We start from the raw sequence: 16,516 nt of genomic DNA, 5'->3' as shown, positions 1-16,516 counted from the left end.
CGCATGTCGCAGGTTGCTGCGATGATCTGAAATGCGCGACGAACGGGGAGTTCATGAACGGGGACGCTGCGGAACTGACCGCCGCGCAGTTGGACCGGGCCATCGGCGCGGTCATCGGCATGGCCGTGGGTAACGCCTTGGGCAGCGGATACGCGTTCGCCCCCAAGCCGCATCCCGCGGACATCCACATGCGCGCCGGCGGCCTCGGCCCGTACACCGCCGGCGAGTGGGCCGACGACACGGCGATGGCCATGCCGATCCTCGAGGTGCTGGCCGCAGGTGGCGACCTCCTGTCGCGCGCCGCGCAGGACCAGGTCGCCGCTCGCTGGGTCGCCTGGGTGCGCACCGCCAAGGACGTGGCGCCGATCATCTCCGACGTCCTGCGCGCATACGACCGCAGCGTCGGCGCGGAGTCCCTGCGCCGGGCGGCCACCGTTCTGCACACCGCGGGGACCGCCGCGTCCGGCAATGGCTCGCTGATGCGCACGACGCCCATCACGCTGGGATACCTGCACGACGAGGCCGGCCTGGCGCTGGCAGCCCGCACCTACAGCGACCTCACGCACGGCAATCCGGAAGCTGCCGAGGCGTGCATCCTGTGGAACCTCGCCCAGCGGCGCGCGATCCTGGACGGACGTTTCGACGTGCGGGCCGGATTGAGCAGCCTGCCCGCCAACCGTGCACGCGACTGGGACGAGATCATCAGTACAGCGGAGGCGGGCCTGCCACAGGACTTCGCGATCCGCAACGGCTGGGGCGCCCAGATGGTGCAGACCGTCTGTTCGGCGATCACCCATTGCGAGGCCTCCGGCCCCGGTCACTTCGAGGAGACGCTGCGCCTGGTGGTGTCCTCCGGGGGCGACACCCCCACCTCCGCGGCCGTCGCCGGCAGTCTGCTGGGTGCGCGCTGGGGGCTCTCCGCGATCCCGCTGGAATGGCGCCGGCGCATCCACGGGTGGCCCGGGATGCGCGACGCAGAGTTGATGCGACTGGCCTGGCAGGCGGTCACGGGGAAGGGCTGGCCAGTGGAGTTCGCCATCCCGCCGATGAGCATCCCCCCGGTGGTGCACCCCGACGACGCTGGCGTCCTGCTCGGCGGCGTGCGCGGGCTGCGACCCCTGCCGAGCCGGATCGACGCCGTGGTGTCCCTGTGCCGGCTCGGCGAACTGCAAGTGCCCTCGCCGCCGGTCGCCGACGAGGACCACATCAACGTGTGGCTGATCGATTCGGACAACCCGGCAGACAACCCGAACCTGAGCCTCGTCGCCGAGCAGGCCGTCGGCATGCTCATGGAGTTGCGGGCGGAGGGCCGCGCGGTCTACCTGCACTGCGACGACGGGCGCTCCCGCACCCCGTTCATCGCATCGCTCTACGGGGCCCGGCTCACCGACACCCCCGCCCGCGACGTGCTGCGCGAGATCCAGCAGGCGGTGCCGCTGGCACGGCTCAACCCCGTTTTCCAGCGAATGATCTACACGTTCACCTGAGGGGTGAACCAGGCCCTGGTGGCGGCGACCATCGCGCGTATGCCGAAGGCGATCGCCCGCTCGTCGACGTCGAACGTGGAGGCATGCAGGTCGAGGGTCTCGCCATGCCCGTCGTGCACCCCGAGCCGGCCGTAGCACCCGGGCACCCGGTCGGTGTACCAGGCGAAACTGTCCCCACCCCAGGACTGTTCGGTGGTGACGACGGCTTCCTGACCAAGTTCCTCGGCGATCGCATCGGCCCACAGCGCGGTCGGCTCAACGTGGTTGTCGACCGGCGGCACCCCCTGCCGGTGGTAGAGGTCCCACTGGACGCCCGCCTCGCCGAGGATCTTCTCCACCGACTCGTTGAGCAGCCGGCCCAGCGCCTCCCACACGACCCGGTCGGGCGTGCGCAGCGTGCCGGTGAGCACCGCCTTCGCGGGGATGACGTTGGGCGCCTCGCCGGAGGCCACCGCCCCCCAGACCAGGCGGATCGGACCTTTGCCCGCACGCTCCACCCGTTCGGTGAGAACCTGCGGCAGACGCAACGCCAGTTCGCTCATCACGGTGACGAGGTCCACGGTCTGCTCGGGCCGGGCCGTGTGCCCACCGGGACCGTGCAGCGTCACCCGCACCACATCGGAGGCCGAGGAGACCGGTCCGGTGCGCAGGCCCACCGTGCCGACGTCCTTCTTCGGGTCACAGTGCAGGCCGAAGATGACGCCCACGTCATCGAGGTGACCTTCATCGATGACGTCCACAGCGCCGCCGGGCACGCTCTCCTCCGCGGGTTCGAAGATCAGCCGGACCCGGCCGGGCGGGGGGTTCTGGGAGAAGAAGAGCCCGGCCCCCAGCACGATCGCGGTGTGCACGTCGTGGCCGCAGGCATGCGCGACCCCTTCGACGTGCGAGCGGTATGGGGTGTGGCACTCGTCGTCCATGGCCAGCGCATCGATGTCGGCCCGCAGCGCCAGCACCGGGCCGTCGCCGGTCCCCACGTCGCACACCAGCCCGGTGCCGCAGTTGAGCACCTTGGGCTCCAGCCCAGCGACCTGCAGCCGGCGCACGATGGACGCCGTGGTGCGGGTCTCCTGTGCGGAGAGCTCGGGGTGGACGTGCAGATCCCGCCGGAAGGAGATCAGTTCTTCCTCCCGCGTCTGCAGGAACTCCTTGAGACTCACAACGTCAACTCCCTGCGCAACAGCGCAACCACATCCTTGAACCAACCGCCCTCAGCCGCCACCGTGCGCTGCCCGTGGGCCGACGGTTCAAGAATCTCACGCGCAGGGCTCAGGGCCTCCACCGTCCCTGCGCGCACGTGCATGGCGCTCACCGTAGGGGGTGGGGGTGTGCGGTGGCGCGGCCGTGCTGTTGCCTGGCGTTGGAGAACCCGCACGAGGTTGGAGAAACCATGCGTGGCTCCTCCAACCCGGTGAACGGACTCCGACCTCGCGGTCGAGACTGTCGGGGAGGGGCTGTTTCGCGGGTGCACCTCTCGGGTACCATGAGAAAGCCCTCGACGGCAGACGGCCCGAGGACCCAGGTCCCCGTCGTCTAGCGGCCTAGGACTCCGCCCTTTCAAGGCGGCAGCGCCGGTTCGAATCCCGTTGGGGGCACGCAGTACCAGGATCAGTCCGCTGATCCAGTAAGGCCCATAGCGCAGTTGGTTAGCGCGCCGCCCTGTCACGGCGGAGGTCGCCGGTTCGAGCCCGGTCGGGGTCGCTCGAGTCCACTCGGACTCAATCGGCCAGGTAGCTCAGTTGGTACGAGCGTCCGACTGAAAATCGGAAGGTCGGCGGTTCGACCCCGCCCCTGGCCACCGCTATCGGCGTGACGAACACCAGACCTTTGTCGAACTCAGATGCACTTCTGACCAGGGCGTCATCAATCGACATCGGCAAGCCCACCGGTGGGGCGCCACCGCTGCAGAAACGGCGTTGCACCCTCAACAAACGAGGTCGGGTCATGGCCGCTCACCGTCAATAACGAGTGGTAGCCGATGACCGGGGCACTCCGGGGTTGAACATCAGGTGCGCCGCCGGAACGTCCACGGCAGCATCGTCGCGTTGCTGGGTGTGGCGGGGGTGACTATCCAGCGTTACCCCGGCGGCGCAAGGGGTTCGGCTGACTGCGACTCAGCCAGGAGTTCCTTCCACGTGGCGGGGGGCTTGCCGCGGCCCAGCATGCTTTCAAACACGCTGTAGGCGTCGGACTTGGAACCGCGTTCCCGCAGAGACGACGAATCGTTCACCCAGGCAAGGACGATCACCCGTTCGCTCTCGTGGTACCGGAAGAACAAGCGATACCGCTCGAAGAACTTGGCCCGACGCCAGAACCGGTAGTCGCCCCCCATCGTGTTACCCAGCCGGTACCGTGCGTGGCCTGGGTCGGAGGGGATGTCGTTGAAGGCGAGTTTTCGGATGGCAGCCAACCGTTTGGCCGCAGGCTTTCGCTGGTATGTCTCGGGGTAGCGCTCCCTCGCGGCTGTCACCTGCGCGATGAGCGCTTCCACCTGCGCGAGGAACAACGGGTGGGCGACGATCACCCACCCGTTGACAACAACCCCCGTGGCCCCCATCAATCGTCTTCATCAAGCGGGGCGTCAAGGTCGACGTCCATTCCGCCAACCAAGTCGTCGATACGTTGCAGCAGACTATCGGGAACGACTTTCAGGTGCTCGGGGTGAAGGGCAATGTCTTCTGCGAGCAGAACGAGGAACGGGGCAAGTGTGGGGTCTTCGTTGGCGCGGGAGATTCGCACGGAGCCGTCATCGAGCACGGTGTAAATGAGAGCGTCGCGCTTACCCAGGCCGAGGGCACGGCGAACCGGTTCAGGGATCGTTGTCTGATAGCGGTCGGTCAGTGTGGACTCCGCCTCGATGATCGGGGTGGGCATTCGACTCTCCTTCGGGAAACCTACATCTACGGTAATGCAATTGCATTACTAACGGCAAGAAGATGTCCGCGTTGACCACTTGTTCGCCCCGTTCCCCGCTGCGTCTGTCACCACTGTAGAAGGGAGTCCCTGGAGTCCGGAGTGGCTCGCTCCAGTCGCCATCGCAGTCAGTGGGTGACGCACCGCTGACTGATGTAGGCACCCGCTTCTACGCCTGACCGGCTTGCGAAACCCGTTCACCCAATACACCCCCTTCCCCATTGCACGATCGCGAGCCCCAGATCCTCCTCACTCAGTTGCGCCACCCCTTTGCACCCTCGGTCCCCCCATTTCATCCCGAAGCCGCACCCGTGTCTGCCACCTCGGCGGCGTCGGCGGGTAGGCGAGATGGTCCGGCGCGCTCGTCGCGGCGAACCAGAGCGGGACAACGAGTGCACGCTGCGCCGGTCCTGCCAGCATCGTCGTCACGACCGGTCCGGAGGGGGCCTCGCCAAGCGAACGCCGGGGCGGACGACCGCATCCCAACCGACCTGTTCAGGTCGCTTCGGTGGGATACTCGGAGGGAAGGTGAGGCCATGAGCGAGAGCAACACGACTACACGGCCCGAGGAGCGCTCCCCGGCCGGCGAAACCGCGGTGGGGGACGCCGACGTCCCCCCGACCATCGAGCACCCGCCCTACCCAGGGCAGCCGGTGGTGATCCACGGCAACGGAGCGATCGCCCACGTGATGCGCCATGTGTGCGGTGGTGTCATCGGCTACCCGATCACCCCCTCGACGGAGATCTCGGAACTCTTCGAGGCGGCCCGGGCCGAGGGCGGCGTGAACGTGTGGGGCAAGCACCCCTTCTTCTTCGAACCAGAGGGCGAGCACTCCGCCCAGAGCGGCGCGCTCGGGGCGGCGCTGACCGGCGGCCAGTTCATCTCCAACGCCTCGTCGAGCCAGGGCATCCTCTACGCGATGGAGTCACACTACGTGACCGTCGGTAAGAAGATCGGGGGCTTCGTGCTCCAGGTCGCCGCCCGGGTGGTCTCCAAGCACTCCCTGAACGTCATGGCCGGCCACGACGACGTGTACGCGCTGCTGTCGGCCGGCTACACGATCCTGTTCGGCTCCAACCCGCAGGAGGCCGCCGACCTGGCCGCGATCAGCTACCGGACCTCCGCGCTGTCACTGATCCCGGTGGCCAACGCCATGGACGGGTTCGCCACCAGCCACATGCTGAGCGAGGCCTCGCTGCCGGAACCGGAACTGCTCCGCGAGTACCTCGGAGACCCCGCGGGCCGGATCAAGAGCCCGACCGTGGCGCAGGACGTGCTGTTCGGCGCCAAGGGCCGCGTGTTCCAGTTGACCCAGTACCTGCAACGCCACCGCGACGACTTCCGGCCGGCTGACCTGGCTGCGCTGGGCGCCCACATCGACGAGGTCGCCGATCAGGTCGAACACGACAACGCGGGCGACCTGATCGAGCACACGCTGCCGTTCGTGCCCGAGGAGTTGCACGGTCAGTGGCGGCGGCAGTGGCTCAACGCCCACGAGAAGGGCACCCGCCAGCTCGTGCCGGCCCTCGTCGACGTCAACACCCCGGGGCTGACCGGTCCGGTCCAGAACCAGCCCGACTTCCAGGCCGGCGCCGCCGACCACCGGACCCACTTCGCCAACGCGGTGCCCGAGCTCACCCGGCAGGCGATGGCGGAGTACTCCGCGCTCACCGGACGCACGTACTCGCCGGTGATGGCCTACGACTGCGAGGACGCCGACTACATCATGGTCGGACTCGGCTCGATCACCGACGACGTGCGGGCCGTCCTGCCTGTGCTGCGCGAGCGCGGGATGAAGGTCGGCGTGGTGTCGGTGAAGCTCCTGCAACCGTTCCCGGAGGCCGAGTTCATCGAAGCCATCGCAGGCGCAAAGGCGATCACCGTGCTGGAGCGCTCGGACCAGACCGCGATGACCGGCCTGGTCACCCAGGCCCTGTTCCGGGCAGCGGCCAACGCCGTCGAGGACCGCCACGACGGCATCCCGGCACTGGCTGCACAACCGCGGCTGACCACCGCCATCTTCGGCCTCGGCGGCCACGACGTGCAGCCGCGCCACATCATCGCCGCGTTCGAGCAGATGGCCGAGCCGGACAGCGCACCCCTGATCTACCTGGGTTCGCAGTTCTTCGCCAAGGGCGCCTCCGCGCAGATGGCCGAGGTGCAGGACCGGCTGCGGTCGGCCTACCCGGAGACCGAATTGATGGCTTTGCAGACCAAGCCCAATCCGGTGCTGCTGCCGCCGAGCGCGATCCGGATCCGGTTCCACTCCGTCGGGGGCTACGGCACCATCGCCACCGGCAAACTGCTCACCGACATCCTCGCCGGTGTGCTGGGCATGCATTCGAAGTCCGCGCCGAAGTACGGCTCGGAGAAGAGCGGCGCACCCACCAATTACTACATCACGCTGAGCCCGGAACCGGTTCTGCTCACCAACGCCGAACTCGAGGACGTCGAGGTCGTCGTGTCGCCGGACCACCGGGCGTTCTACCACGCGAACCCTCTGAAGGGCCTGGTCGAGGGCGGCACGTTCATCCTGCAGTCCGACCTGTCACCAGAGGACGTGTGGCGGGAGTTGCCCCGCCATGCCCGCCGCACGATCCGCGACCGGCGGATCCGCTTCCTGGTCGTCGACGCCTTCAGCGTGGCCAAGCGCAACGCCCCCACCGAGGACCTGGAGACCCGCATGATGGGCATCGCGTTCATCGGCGCGGTGGTCGGCCACGTCGACCGGGTGTCTGGCGGCGCCTCCGAGGACGCCATCGCTGAGAAGGTCCGCGCCCAGATCGTGAAGAAGTTCGGTGGCAAGGGCGACGCGGTCGTCCAGGGCAACATGGCGGTCATCCGCGAGGGCATGGCAGCCACCCAGGTCGTCGAGTACGACACCCCCTTGTTCCTCGCCATCGACGAGGACCCGCCGGTGGCCATCCGGCACAGCGTGGCACCCTCTGCCGAGATGTGCGCCACCGCCGCGAGCACCGTCGGGCTGTTCGACCCCGCGTACTACGAGGACGCCACCGCGCGGCCCTTCCGCGAGGGCACGATCGGCGAGGCGCCCGTGCTACCCGGGGCCGGGCTGTTCATGCCCGCGGGAACAGCAGCCGCCAAGGACAAGGGCCTGTTCCGGCGCACCGTGCCCGCGTTCGACTTCGCCACCTGCACCGGGTGCATGGAGTGCGCCCTGGCCTGCCCGGACGCCGCGATCCCCAACGTGGTGCACGAGATCCACGACCTGATCCTGACCGGGATCAAGGCACTCGACATCACCGAGCCGCAGCGAGAGGCGCTGCGCACACACGTCTACACCCTGTCCGAGCAGGTGCGCGAGGCCTACCGGCAGGACAAGACCGCGCGGCCGTTCGACGAGGTCGTCGCCGAGGTGGGCTCCGGCATCGACTGGGGGCAGCCCACCCTTCGGCGCAACTTCGACCTGCTGGTCGCGAAACTCGCCACCTACCCGGTGGCCCGCACACGGCCGTTCTTCGACGCGATGGAAGGCTCGGTGGCCGGCACCGGGGCGTTGTTCTCGGCGACGGTCGACCCGTGGAAGTGCACCGGGTGCCTGGAGTGCATCGACGTGTGCGGCCCCGGGGCCCTGACCGCGCTCGATGAGGACGCCGACGTCCTCGGGACCCTGCAGGACCGGTTCGAGTTCATGACCACACTGCCGAACACGCCGTCGCGGTTCCTCGAGGACTCGACCAATGCCGACGGCGATCTCAAGCGGCTCATGCTCGACCGGGCCAACTTCTACTCCACGACCGGTGGCCACGGTGCCTGCCGCGGCTGCGGTGAGGTCACCGCGATCCGGCTCGTGATGGCCACCAGCCATGCGCTGGCCGACGATCGCCGGCGGGCGCACATCCGGGAACTCGACGAACTAGTGACGGCGTTGCACGACAAACTCAACACCGTCGACGACGCCGAGCGGTGCCGGCGGATCGAGGACGCGCTCGCGACGCTGGAGACCCGGCTGTACCTCTACGAGGGCGGCCCCACGGGCAACGGCCCGTCCCCGGTCGTCGTGGCGAACGCCACCGGGTGCAGCAGCGTCTACGCCTCGACCATGCCTTACAACTCCTACAGTGACCCGTGGGTGAACAGTCTGTTCCAGGACAGTTCCCCGCTGGCCAAGGGGATCTTCGAGGGGATTTCGGCGCAGATGACCGCGGACGTCCGGGCCCTGCGCATCGCCGCCCTCGAGCTCGAGGATGCCTACGACCCGGCACGCCACGAGCGCGAGTTGCGCACGCTGTCATGGGAGAAGTTCCGCCCTGAGGAACTCGCCCTGCTGCCGACGATCCTGTCGATCGGCGGCGACGGCGCCAGCTACGACATCGGGTTCGGCGCGATGTCCCGGATCCTGGCCAGCGACACCCCGGTCAAGATGCTGGTCCTGGACTCGGGCGCGTACTCCAACACCGGTGGCCAGGCGTCCACGTCGAGTTTCACCGGGCAGGACTCCGACCTCGCCCGCTTCGGCGGCTCGCACTCCGGCAAGCACGAGGCGCGCAAGGAACTCGCCCTGCTCGCCTCCTTCCACCCCCACGTGTACGCCTGCTCGACCAGCACGGCGTTCCACGGGCACTTCCTGCAGACGACCCTGGAGTACCTGGAGTACCGGACGGCGCCGGCGGTCATGAACGTCTACACCCCCTGCGGGTCCGAGCACGGCATCCCGGAATCGTCGTCGAACGCGCGGGCGCGGATGGCCGTCGAGAGCCGGATGCATCCGCTGTTCGTCCACGACCCGCGCCGCGGCTCGACCATGCACGAGTGGTTCTCCATCGAGGGCAACCCCGATGCGGACAAGACGTGGACCACCAAGACGATTGAGTACCTCGACGACGAGGGCGCTCTGCAACTGCTGACCACCCCGCTGACACCGGCCGAGTTCGCGCTGGGCGAGGTGCGGTTCAAGAAGCAGTTCCGGAAACTGGCGCCCGACGAGGAAGCCAGCGCTGTGCCCATCGACGAGTACGTGGAGTTGCCCGCCGAACAGCGCGCCGAGCACCTGCCCTTCATCTACGCCACCGACGACGACCGGCACCTGATCAAGGTCGCCTGCTCGCACGGCATCGTGTCGCTGGTCGAGGACCGGCGCCGGTACTGGCAGACCCTGCAGTACCTGTCCGGGGTCCATGAGGCGCAACTGACCGCGCTGCACCGAGCGGACCTCGAGCAGTTGGGCGCGAAGTACGAAGAGGCCGCCACCGCCCGCGAGAGCTCGCTGGACGACATCGCGCGGGCCATGTCCGAACTGGCGACGTCCAGCCGGGCACCGGCCGGGGCTGGTGGGGGACTCCTGGCGCCTGCCGACGCGAGCACCGCCGCACCGGCCGAGGCGACGCCGGCCGCCGAGACCTCGCACGGCCCGGTCTGGCTCGACCCCGCCGACGAGGGTTTGTGCAACGACTGCGGGACCTGCTACCAGGAACTGCCGCAGTTCTTCGCCAAGACCACCGTGGTCATCGACGGTGAGGCCAGGGTGATCGCCCGGATGATCCCCGGCGCTGCCGACTCCGTGGAGGTCACCCCCGAGATCGCCAAACGCATCGACCGGGTGCGCGCCAATTGTGACGCGGAGATCATCCGATGACCGCCGAACTCGACCAGGCCGGCGGCGCCACCAGCACACTCGACCACCAGGTGGAGTTGCTGCGCAGGCGGTTGCAGAGCGATCCGCGGGCCTTCCGCGAGGTGTTCATCTCCGAAGGCATGCAGGCGGTGGCTTGGGAGTTCCAGCAGCCCGACCTGGGTGAGGAGTTCACCCGCAGCCTGTGGGAGATGCTGCTGCGCGGCGACGACAGCAGCACGGTCGTGATGCGGTTCGTGTGGAACCTGCCCCTGTCGGGCAAGCGCAAGTTCATCCGGGCCATCGATGCCCACCTGTCGGACCGCTACCCGATGTTCGCCGGGCTGTCGCAGGGGTGGCCGGCCCAGAACGCGATCGAGCCCTACGTCCGCGACGCCGACAGCCGGGCCGTGGACTTCGGCCTGGTCAACCGCGGCTTCCTCGGCTACCTGGAGCAGGGCTACACCCAGCGCGAGGTGGACCTGCTGGTGTGGCTCGAGGTGCTGCGCGACAAGCAGTGCGAGGAGAAGCCGTGCGAGCTCGGGGAGTTCCTCGCCGGGTGCCGGGAACCCACGGGTGGCTGCCCGGTGTCCATCCACATCCCGCAGGTCATCGAGCTGATCGGCAAGAACCAGTTCCGCGAGGCGCTGGAGCTGATGGAGTCCAGCAACCCGCTGCCCGACGTCACCGGCCGGGTGTGCCCGCAGGAACTGCAGTGCCAGGGGGCGTGCATCCAGAAGCTGCCCATCGCGATCGGCCAGCTCGAGTGGTACCTGCCGGAGCGGGAGAAGCTGGTCGACCCGGAGGCGACGCAGCGCCGGTTCGCCGGGGTGCGCGACCCGTGGGAACGGGCGACCCACCCGCCGGTGGCGATCATCGGCTCCGGGCCGTCCGGGCTCATCAACGCCTACCTGCTCGCCGCGCAAGGGTTCCCGGTCACCGTCTTCGAGGCGTTCCATGCACTCGGCGGGGTGCTGCGCTACGGCATCCCCGAGTTCCGTCTGCCCAACGAGTTGATCGACGACGTCGTCGCCAAGATCCGGCTGCTGGGCGGCCGGTTCGTGATGAACTTCGTGGTCGGCAAGACCGCCACCCTGCAGGACCTGCGCGACGCCGGATTCGCGCGGATCTTCGTGGGTACCGGCGCCGGCTTGCCCCGCTTCATGAACATCCCCGGCGAGCACCTGCTCAACGTCATGTCGGCCAACGAGTTCCTCACCAGGGTCAACCTGATGCAGGGGTTGCGCCCCGACTACGAGACCCCGCTACCGCCAACCGACGGCAAGCAGGTCCTGGTCATCGGCGGCGGCAACACCGCGATGGACGCCGCCCGGACCGCCCGCCGGCTCGGCGGCCACGTCACCATCGTCTACCGCCGCACCCAGGCCGAGATGCCTGCGCGGGTCGAGGAGCAGCACCACGCCCTCGAGGAGGGCATCGTCTTCGAGGAGTTGCGCTCACCGGTGGAGTTCCTGGGCGATGACCGCGGGTTCGTCACGACCGCCGTCCTCGACCAGATGGAGCTCGGGGCGCCCGACGACTCCGGCCGCCGCCGCCCGGTGTCCACCGGCCGCACGGCATCCAGGCGCGCCGATCTCGTCATCATGGCCCTGGGCAACGCGGCCAATCCGATCATCAAGGACTCCGAGCCGCGGCTGGAGACGTCGGCCTGGGGCACGATCAACCTCGACCACAAGGGCTCGCAGGAGACCACGCTGCCCGGCGTGTACACCGGCGGCGACGCCGCCCGTGGGGGGTCGACGGCGATCCTGGCGGCCGGGGATGGCCAGGCCGCCGCGCGGGAGATCCTCGCCATCGACGACCTCTCCCCGCAGATCATCCGGGAATCCGTGCAACGCGCGAGCGCCTACACCGAGCTCGCCGCCACCGAGGCGACCATCCTGGGGAAGGCCGACCTCAGCGACGGCATCGTCGAGTTCACCGTCCGCGCACCGCTGATCGCCAGGTCGGCGCGGGCCGGGCAGTTCGTGCGCGTCCTCCCGCAGCCCGACGGCGAACTCATCCCGCTGACGCTGGCCGACTGGGACGCCGAGGAGGGCAGCATCTGCCTGGTCGTGCAGGGGGTCGGCACGAGCAGCATCGAGATCAACCGGATGGCCGTGGGCGACGCCTTCACGGGGATCGCCGGTCCACTCGGGCGCCCCAGCGACGTCCACGCGCACGACCCCGACGCCACGGTGGTCTTCACCGCCGGTGGCCTGGGCCTGCCGCCGGTCTATCCGATCATGCGCGAGCACCTGCGGGTCGGGAACCACGTGACGCTGATCTCCGGGTTCCGCAGCGCCGATCTCATGTTCTGGGCGCAAGCCTACGAGCGGATCGGGCTGTTGCAGGCGGAGTTCGGCGACCGGCTCGACGTCGTCTACACCACCAACGACGGCTCGTTCGGCGTTCCGGGCTTCGTCACCGGGCCGCTGGAGGAGATGCTGCAGGCACAGTCACGGGCGGAAGGGCGGCGCGTGGCCGAGGTTGTGACCATCGGCCCGCCGTTGATGATGCGTGCGGTCAGCGACCTGTGCCGCGGCTACGAGACCCCTTGCGTGGCCAGCCTGAACTCCATCATGGTCGACGCGACCGGGATGTGCGGCGCCTGCATGGTGCCGGTGCTCATCGACGGCAAGCCCGTGCGCAAGCACGCGTGCATCGACGGTCCCGAGATCGACTCGCACATCATCGAGTGGGACAAGTTCCTGCCGCGCTTCAACCAGTTCAGCGCCCAGGAGCAGGCCAGCCGCGCCCGTCACGGCCTGGTCTGAGTCTGCTGGGGTTGTCGTGGTGACGGCCGGACCAGCCGGCTTCTGCTGAGATGCCACTGCAGCGGTTCCGTTTGTAGCCGCGCCTTTGCGACGAAGGTGCCGGGCACCACCGTCGCAATGCGACGAAGGTGCGCGGTCCCCACCCCTTTGCACCCAGCACCATCACCACAAACCAGCCCCAGCCCCCGCACCATCGTCACAATCGCGTTCCAGCCGCGGGTCAACCCCAGGACGGTCATCTGGACCTCTTCAGAGTCAGGGCCCCGCCCATCCGGTCACTCAAGGCCAAATGGAGGGCGGCCACGGAAGTTCGGCACGCCGGCCTGCGGTTGTCCACTCTTCATCCCCTGCCGACTCGAGCCCATTCACCGCTCTCCCCACGCTCCCCCACTGCACCAACGCCAGCGCCAACTCCTCCTCGGTGATCCCGTTCACTCCGGCTACCCCCCTATCCTCCAACTCGTCCCGAAGCCGCGCCCGCGTCTGCCATCGCGGCGGTGTGGGCGGGTAGGCCAGGTGGTCCACTTCCGGCCCGGTGAGCATCGCTACCGGCGGGGCCACCAGAGTCGTACCACTTCACAAGCTCCCCGCCGGCCATCACCGGGCTGATCGCCCAGTGCGCGGCGAGGCCTCCACGTCACCGATGTCGTAGGGGCTGCTGATGAGCCGCTGCGCCAGCCGGTCCATGATCCCGGTGCGCAGCCAGCGGGCGCAGGGTCAGGTCGGCCCGGTCGGCCTTGCCGTAACTCCACGCCAGGTAGGTGATCGAGCGAGGTTCCAGGTGCACCGCCCGCATCGTGTCGCGGATCCATGTCAGGCTCAGGGTTGCGCGCCATCACACCGAGGTAGAACTGCACCGGCAACGGGTCGTCGGCGTCGATCTCCAGGCTGATCCGGTCGACCTCGTCCGGGTGCATCCCACTCCCACATCGCGGTCCAAGGTTCACCGGGCATCTCCGGGGCCGGTTCCGGCGCGAACCCGCGGCACAGCGCCACCACCTGCCATGCGTGCGCGCCGTGGGTCAGCGCCACATGTTTCGGGTCCCGGGCGTGGGCGGCAGCGTCCTGCGCGGTCTTGTACCCCCGGCGCGCGCAACACTGGGCCTTCTTGGCCGGGTGCCACGGCCCTCGTGACTGCGTGGCGCGAATCGGGCGGGCGACCAGGCGCTGTTCCAGCGTGAACCACTCGAGCACCGCCGGCGACGCGACATCCGCCAGTTCCAGGCACGACAGGTACCCGCCGAGCGCGGCCGGGATCCGCTCCTGCTCCAAGTCGTGCCCGGTGTCCACGGTCCGTCCGGGAACAGCGTGACCGGGTGTCGCTTCGAGCCTTTGGTGCTGGTCCGGCTGGTCCGGCAGGTCACGGTCACAGTGACAGGTCCGGGCAGGTCACCCATCGGGCACTACTTCCACCCGCTGCACCCAGCCCGGCGTCGGGGGCAACTGGTCGCGGCGCCGGCCCAGCACGCCCACGATCACCGGCACCGGTACGGGCATCGTCGGCCACGGGGTGCCGTCGGTGAGCACAGTGACCGTCTGCGGGGCCGGCCGGCGAACGGACGCCCCCGCGATCCCCACGCCCATGTCTGTGCCACCACCGCCAGTCAGCCGCACCTCGCACATCGCGGACCTGCTGCACGGTGTGCACGGCGGCGTCCACCGCCAGCACCGTCACGCTGCTGTCCGGCACCGCCAAGGAGGCAAGCACCGATTTGACCTCCCCCAGCGCCTGGGCCAGCAGCCCGTCGTCGATACTGCCCGACGTGTCGACCACCACCGCGACCGCAGGCAGCGGGCGCCGCAACGCCGGCACGATCGCCGCCCCACCGCCTGCTGGCGCCGGGAGATCTTCGAGTACGTGTAGTCGACCTGCCCCTGCCCCAGCCGATCCCACGGCGCACCGCCGCGTGCAACACCTGCTGCCACGGCACCACCGGGTCAGGATGTCCCCGACCCACCGGCCCCTCCCCAGGCATGCTGCCGTACTGGGTGCAGTGCTCGCGGAACTCGATCGCCACCGTCTTGCGGATCGCCTCGGCGGCCTGCGTGGACAGCCCCGGCATCTCCCGCGTCGCCCGGTGGCAGGTCGTGCTCGCGGGCCATCCCGTCACTCCCACTGCCACAGGTGTGGTCCGGGTCCAGCCCCAGCGGCGGCTTCGTCACCGGCCGGGCCCGCAACAGCCGGAAGTACTCCTCGGCCGAGCGGTTCGGGGCCTGGTGCACCTGCCGGGGTTGCGGCAGGCCGGCATCGAACGGCAACACCTCCCCGATCGTCAGGTCGGCGGCCATCTTCCACCTGTCCCGAGACGCGGCATCCACCCGCAGTCGGTCGCCGCCCGGCGTGGTCGGCGAGCAAGTGCCACAGTTGATGGGCGATCTCCCGGGCCAGCGCATCCACATCCGCGCCCAGCACCCACAGCGGGTTGACGTAGAGCCGCCAGTAGACGTCGGTGGACATCCGCTCCACCGCTCCGTGGGCACCGTCACCAACGCGTACACCGCCGTCGACAAGTACGGCATGTCTCCTGCCGACTGCGACACCAGCCACAACTTCGCCGCCGCCAGCCGCTCGGCGACGTCGGCTCCGATCACAGCAGACCGGCCAACTGCAATGCCGGCGCGAACACCGTCAGCCCAGGCGGCAACTCCGCACCCGCCGGCCGGCGCCCCGGCCGCAGCAACGCCCGCACCACCGGTACCGCCGAATCCAGACTCGAATGGGCCGCCGCCCCGACACAGACCCCCATCGCCGCGGTCCACCGATCCGGCGTCGGGTCGGAGGTGTACGCGGCCAGCACCCCCTGCAGGGCCACATGCACCCGGTCGGCGCGCAGCCCCTTCAACCCATCACCCAACGGATCGGCCAGCAGCTCCTCCGGATCCGGCAGATCCAACGCCGAGCGCCACGTCAGGAACTCATGGCCCACCGGCGCACCCACCGCCCCGTACACCAGCAACCGCCGCACCTCCTCGCCGGCACCCGGCATGCTCCGCGATCGCCAGCAACTGCGCCGCGTAATCCCACGTCCGTGGTGTCGGGAACGCCCGCCCGCGGCCGGCCGAATCCTTCGGGATCGACGACACTGCCCGCCCCGGGTGCGCAGGAACCCGGCCACCAGACTGCCTGCGCCGAGGCCAACCCGTCGAGGTCCGCCGGTCGCTCCGGCACCGGCAGCACCGGCCAGTCCCAGTCACGATCGATTCCGTGTGCACATCCAGTGGCAACGACCACTCCAGATGCACGAACCGGTTCGCCGTCGGCGGCGCCAACTCCCACCCGACGCCGCCACATCCGCCGGGTTCGCCGCCGCCCCGAACGACACCCGATCCGGCAACTGCAACACCCCACCTGCGCATGCGTCAGCGGCCGCAACGCGCCGCCTGCACCGCCGGGGACGCGGTCGTCCACTCGTCGAAGAACACGATCGACGGCTTCGGCTCCTCGGACAACCGCACCGCCCACCCCGGCGGAGCCAGCGTGACCCGGTCCCCGTTCACCACCGGCAACCCCGCGAAGTCCGACGGCTCGTAATGCGAACAGATCAACGTCTCCACATGCCACCCGCTGCCCGCTGCCGACTCGATCACCGCCGTCTTCCCAGCCCCCGGATCACCCCATAACAGGAACGGGATCCGCGCGGCAACGCACACGCCGACCGCCTGCAGTACCGCCTCGTACGACTCGCGATCCCTGGCCATGTCTCCCCTTCCGCCGACTGGAGCCCGATTGAAACATGGGCCTACGACACGGACGCACCAAGGTCAG

General features: G+C 69.1%; 12 protein-coding genes, 3 tRNA genes and 1 pseudogene. 6 read left to right on the top strand and 10 right to left on the bottom strand.

Going from position 1 to position 16,516, the window contains the following annotated elements:
• Window positions 1-53 precede the first annotated feature (53 nt).
• Complete coding sequence (locus tag IPG68_13380; GenBank protein MBK6764195.1) at window positions 54-1,487, top strand: ADP-ribosylglycohydrolase family protein; 1,434 nt, start codon at window positions 54-56, stop codon at window positions 1,485-1,487.
• Here IPG68_13380 and IPG68_13375 read toward each other — a convergent pair.
• Both IPG68_13375 and IPG68_13370 read right to left on the bottom strand, forming a co-directional pair.
• Window positions 1,470-2,647: pseudogene (locus tag IPG68_13375) on the bottom strand (amidohydrolase). The gene IPG68_13380 and the pseudogene IPG68_13375 sit on opposite strands and share 18 nt — an antisense overlap.
• Window positions 2,644-2,790, bottom strand: coding sequence for a hypothetical protein (locus IPG68_13370; GenBank protein ID MBK6764194.1), 147 nt, complete (start codon window positions 2,788-2,790; stop codon window positions 2,644-2,646). Before IPG68_13370 ends, IPG68_13375 begins: the two are co-directional and overlap by 4 nt.
• 219 nt (window positions 2,791-3,009) lie before the next feature.
• Here IPG68_13370 and IPG68_13365 point away from each other — a divergent pair.
• The 3 genes from IPG68_13365 (at window position 3,010) to IPG68_13355 (ending at window position 3,285) form a co-directional block, all read left to right on the top strand.
• Window positions 3,010-3,082 (top strand) — tRNA-Glu (locus IPG68_13365).
• Between the two features lie 33 nt (window positions 3,083-3,115).
• Window positions 3,116-3,188, top strand: a tRNA-Asp gene (locus IPG68_13360).
• A 23-nt stretch (window positions 3,189-3,211) separates the two neighbouring features.
• Window positions 3,212-3,285 (top strand) — tRNA-Phe (locus IPG68_13355).
• Window positions 3,286-3,564: 279 nt separating this feature from the next.
• On the opposite strand, the gene IPG68_13350 is transcribed toward IPG68_13355, so the two are convergent.
• Both IPG68_13350 and IPG68_13345 read right to left on the bottom strand, forming a co-directional pair.
• Window positions 3,565-4,044: a type II toxin-antitoxin system YhaV family toxin gene (locus IPG68_13350; GenBank protein MBK6764193.1), complete on the bottom strand. Its 480-nt coding sequence runs from the start codon at window positions 4,042-4,044 to the stop codon at window positions 3,565-3,567.
• Window positions 4,044-4,361, bottom strand: a complete 318-nt coding sequence (locus tag IPG68_13345) for a type II toxin-antitoxin system PrlF family antitoxin (GenBank protein ID MBK6764192.1) — start codon at window positions 4,359-4,361, stop codon at window positions 4,044-4,046. The genes IPG68_13350 and IPG68_13345 overlap by 1 nt, the downstream gene beginning before the upstream one ends.
• 575 nt (window positions 4,362-4,936) lie before the next feature.
• Here IPG68_13345 and IPG68_13340 point away from each other — a divergent pair.
• Window positions 4,937-9,997 (top strand): 2-oxoacid:acceptor oxidoreductase family protein, encoded by a 5,061-nt coding sequence (locus tag IPG68_13340; GenBank protein MBK6764191.1) that lies wholly within the window; start codon window positions 4,937-4,939, stop codon window positions 9,995-9,997.
• Entirely contained in the window at window positions 9,994-12,750 is a 2,757-nt protein-coding gene (locus tag IPG68_13335; GenBank protein ID MBK6764190.1) for a sulfide/dihydroorotate dehydrogenase-like FAD/NAD-binding protein, read from the top strand. The genes IPG68_13340 and IPG68_13335 overlap by 4 nt, the downstream gene beginning before the upstream one ends.
• Window positions 12,751-13,387: 637 nt before the next feature.
• On the opposite strand, the gene IPG68_13330 is transcribed toward IPG68_13335, so the two are convergent.
• The 6 genes from IPG68_13330 to IPG68_13305 form a co-directional block, all read right to left on the bottom strand.
• On the bottom strand, window positions 13,388-13,537 hold the full coding sequence (locus tag IPG68_13330) for a hypothetical protein (GenBank protein ID MBK6764189.1): 150 nt from the start codon (window positions 13,535-13,537) through the stop codon (window positions 13,388-13,390).
• Window positions 13,538-13,569: 32 nt separating this feature from the next.
• Window positions 13,570-14,040, bottom strand: a complete 471-nt coding sequence (locus tag IPG68_13325; GenBank protein MBK6764188.1) for a hypothetical protein — start codon at window positions 14,038-14,040, stop codon at window positions 13,570-13,572.
• Window positions 14,041-14,116: 76 nt separating this feature from the next.
• Complete coding sequence (locus IPG68_13320; protein ID MBK6764187.1) at window positions 14,117-14,563, bottom strand: hypothetical protein; 447 nt, start codon at window positions 14,561-14,563, stop codon at window positions 14,117-14,119.
• A 125-nt stretch (window positions 14,564-14,688) separates the two neighbouring features.
• Window positions 14,689-15,039, bottom strand: a complete 351-nt coding sequence (locus tag IPG68_13315; GenBank protein ID MBK6764186.1) for a hypothetical protein — start codon at window positions 15,037-15,039, stop codon at window positions 14,689-14,691.
• A 299-nt stretch (window positions 15,040-15,338) separates the two neighbouring features.
• Window positions 15,339-15,737 (bottom strand): hypothetical protein, encoded by a 399-nt coding sequence (locus IPG68_13310; GenBank protein ID MBK6764185.1) that lies wholly within the window; start codon window positions 15,735-15,737, stop codon window positions 15,339-15,341.
• Between the two features lie 373 nt (window positions 15,738-16,110).
• Window positions 16,111-16,449 carry a hypothetical protein gene (locus tag IPG68_13305; protein MBK6764184.1) on the bottom strand — a complete coding sequence of 113 codons (339 nt, stop codon included), beginning with the start codon at window positions 16,447-16,449 and terminating at the stop codon, window positions 16,111-16,113.
• Between the last annotated feature and the right edge of the window lie 67 nt (window positions 16,450-16,516).

The organism is Micrococcales bacterium, assembly GCA_016703125.1.
GTDB lineage: Bacteria > Actinomycetota > Actinomycetes > S36-B12 > UBA10799 > JADKAV01.
The sequence above is the reverse complement of the archived record's forward strand: the minus strand, read 5'-3'. Positions and strand labels throughout refer to the sequence as shown.

Coding starts and splice junctions, on each gene's coding strand:
- IPG68_13380 (MBK6764195.1), top strand. CDS start 54: ATGAACGGGGACGCTGCGGAACTGACCGCCGCGCAGTTGGACCGGGCC.
- IPG68_13370 (MBK6764194.1), bottom strand. CDS start 2,790: ATGCACGTGCGCGCAGGGACGGTGGAGGCCCTGAGCCCTGCGCGTGAG.
- IPG68_13350 (MBK6764193.1), bottom strand. CDS start 4,044: ATGGGGGCCACGGGGGTTGTTGTCAACGGGTGGGTGATCGTCGCCCAC.
- IPG68_13345 (MBK6764192.1), bottom strand. CDS start 4,361: ATGCCCACCCCGATCATCGAGGCGGAGTCCACACTGACCGACCGCTAT.
- IPG68_13340 (MBK6764191.1), top strand. CDS start 4,937: ATGAGCGAGAGCAACACGACTACACGGCCCGAGGAGCGCTCCCCGGCC.
- IPG68_13335 (MBK6764190.1), top strand. CDS start 9,994: ATGACCGCCGAACTCGACCAGGCCGGCGGCGCCACCAGCACACTCGAC.
- IPG68_13315 (MBK6764186.1), bottom strand. CDS start 15,039: ATGGCCGCCGACCTGACGATCGGGGAGGTGTTGCCGTTCGATGCCGGC.
- IPG68_13310 (MBK6764185.1), bottom strand. CDS start 15,737: ATGCCGGGTGCCGGCGAGGAGGTGCGGCGGTTGCTGGTGTACGGGGCG.
- IPG68_13305 (MBK6764184.1), bottom strand. CDS start 16,449: ATGGCCAGGGATCGCGAGTCGTACGAGGCGGTACTGCAGGCGGTCGGC.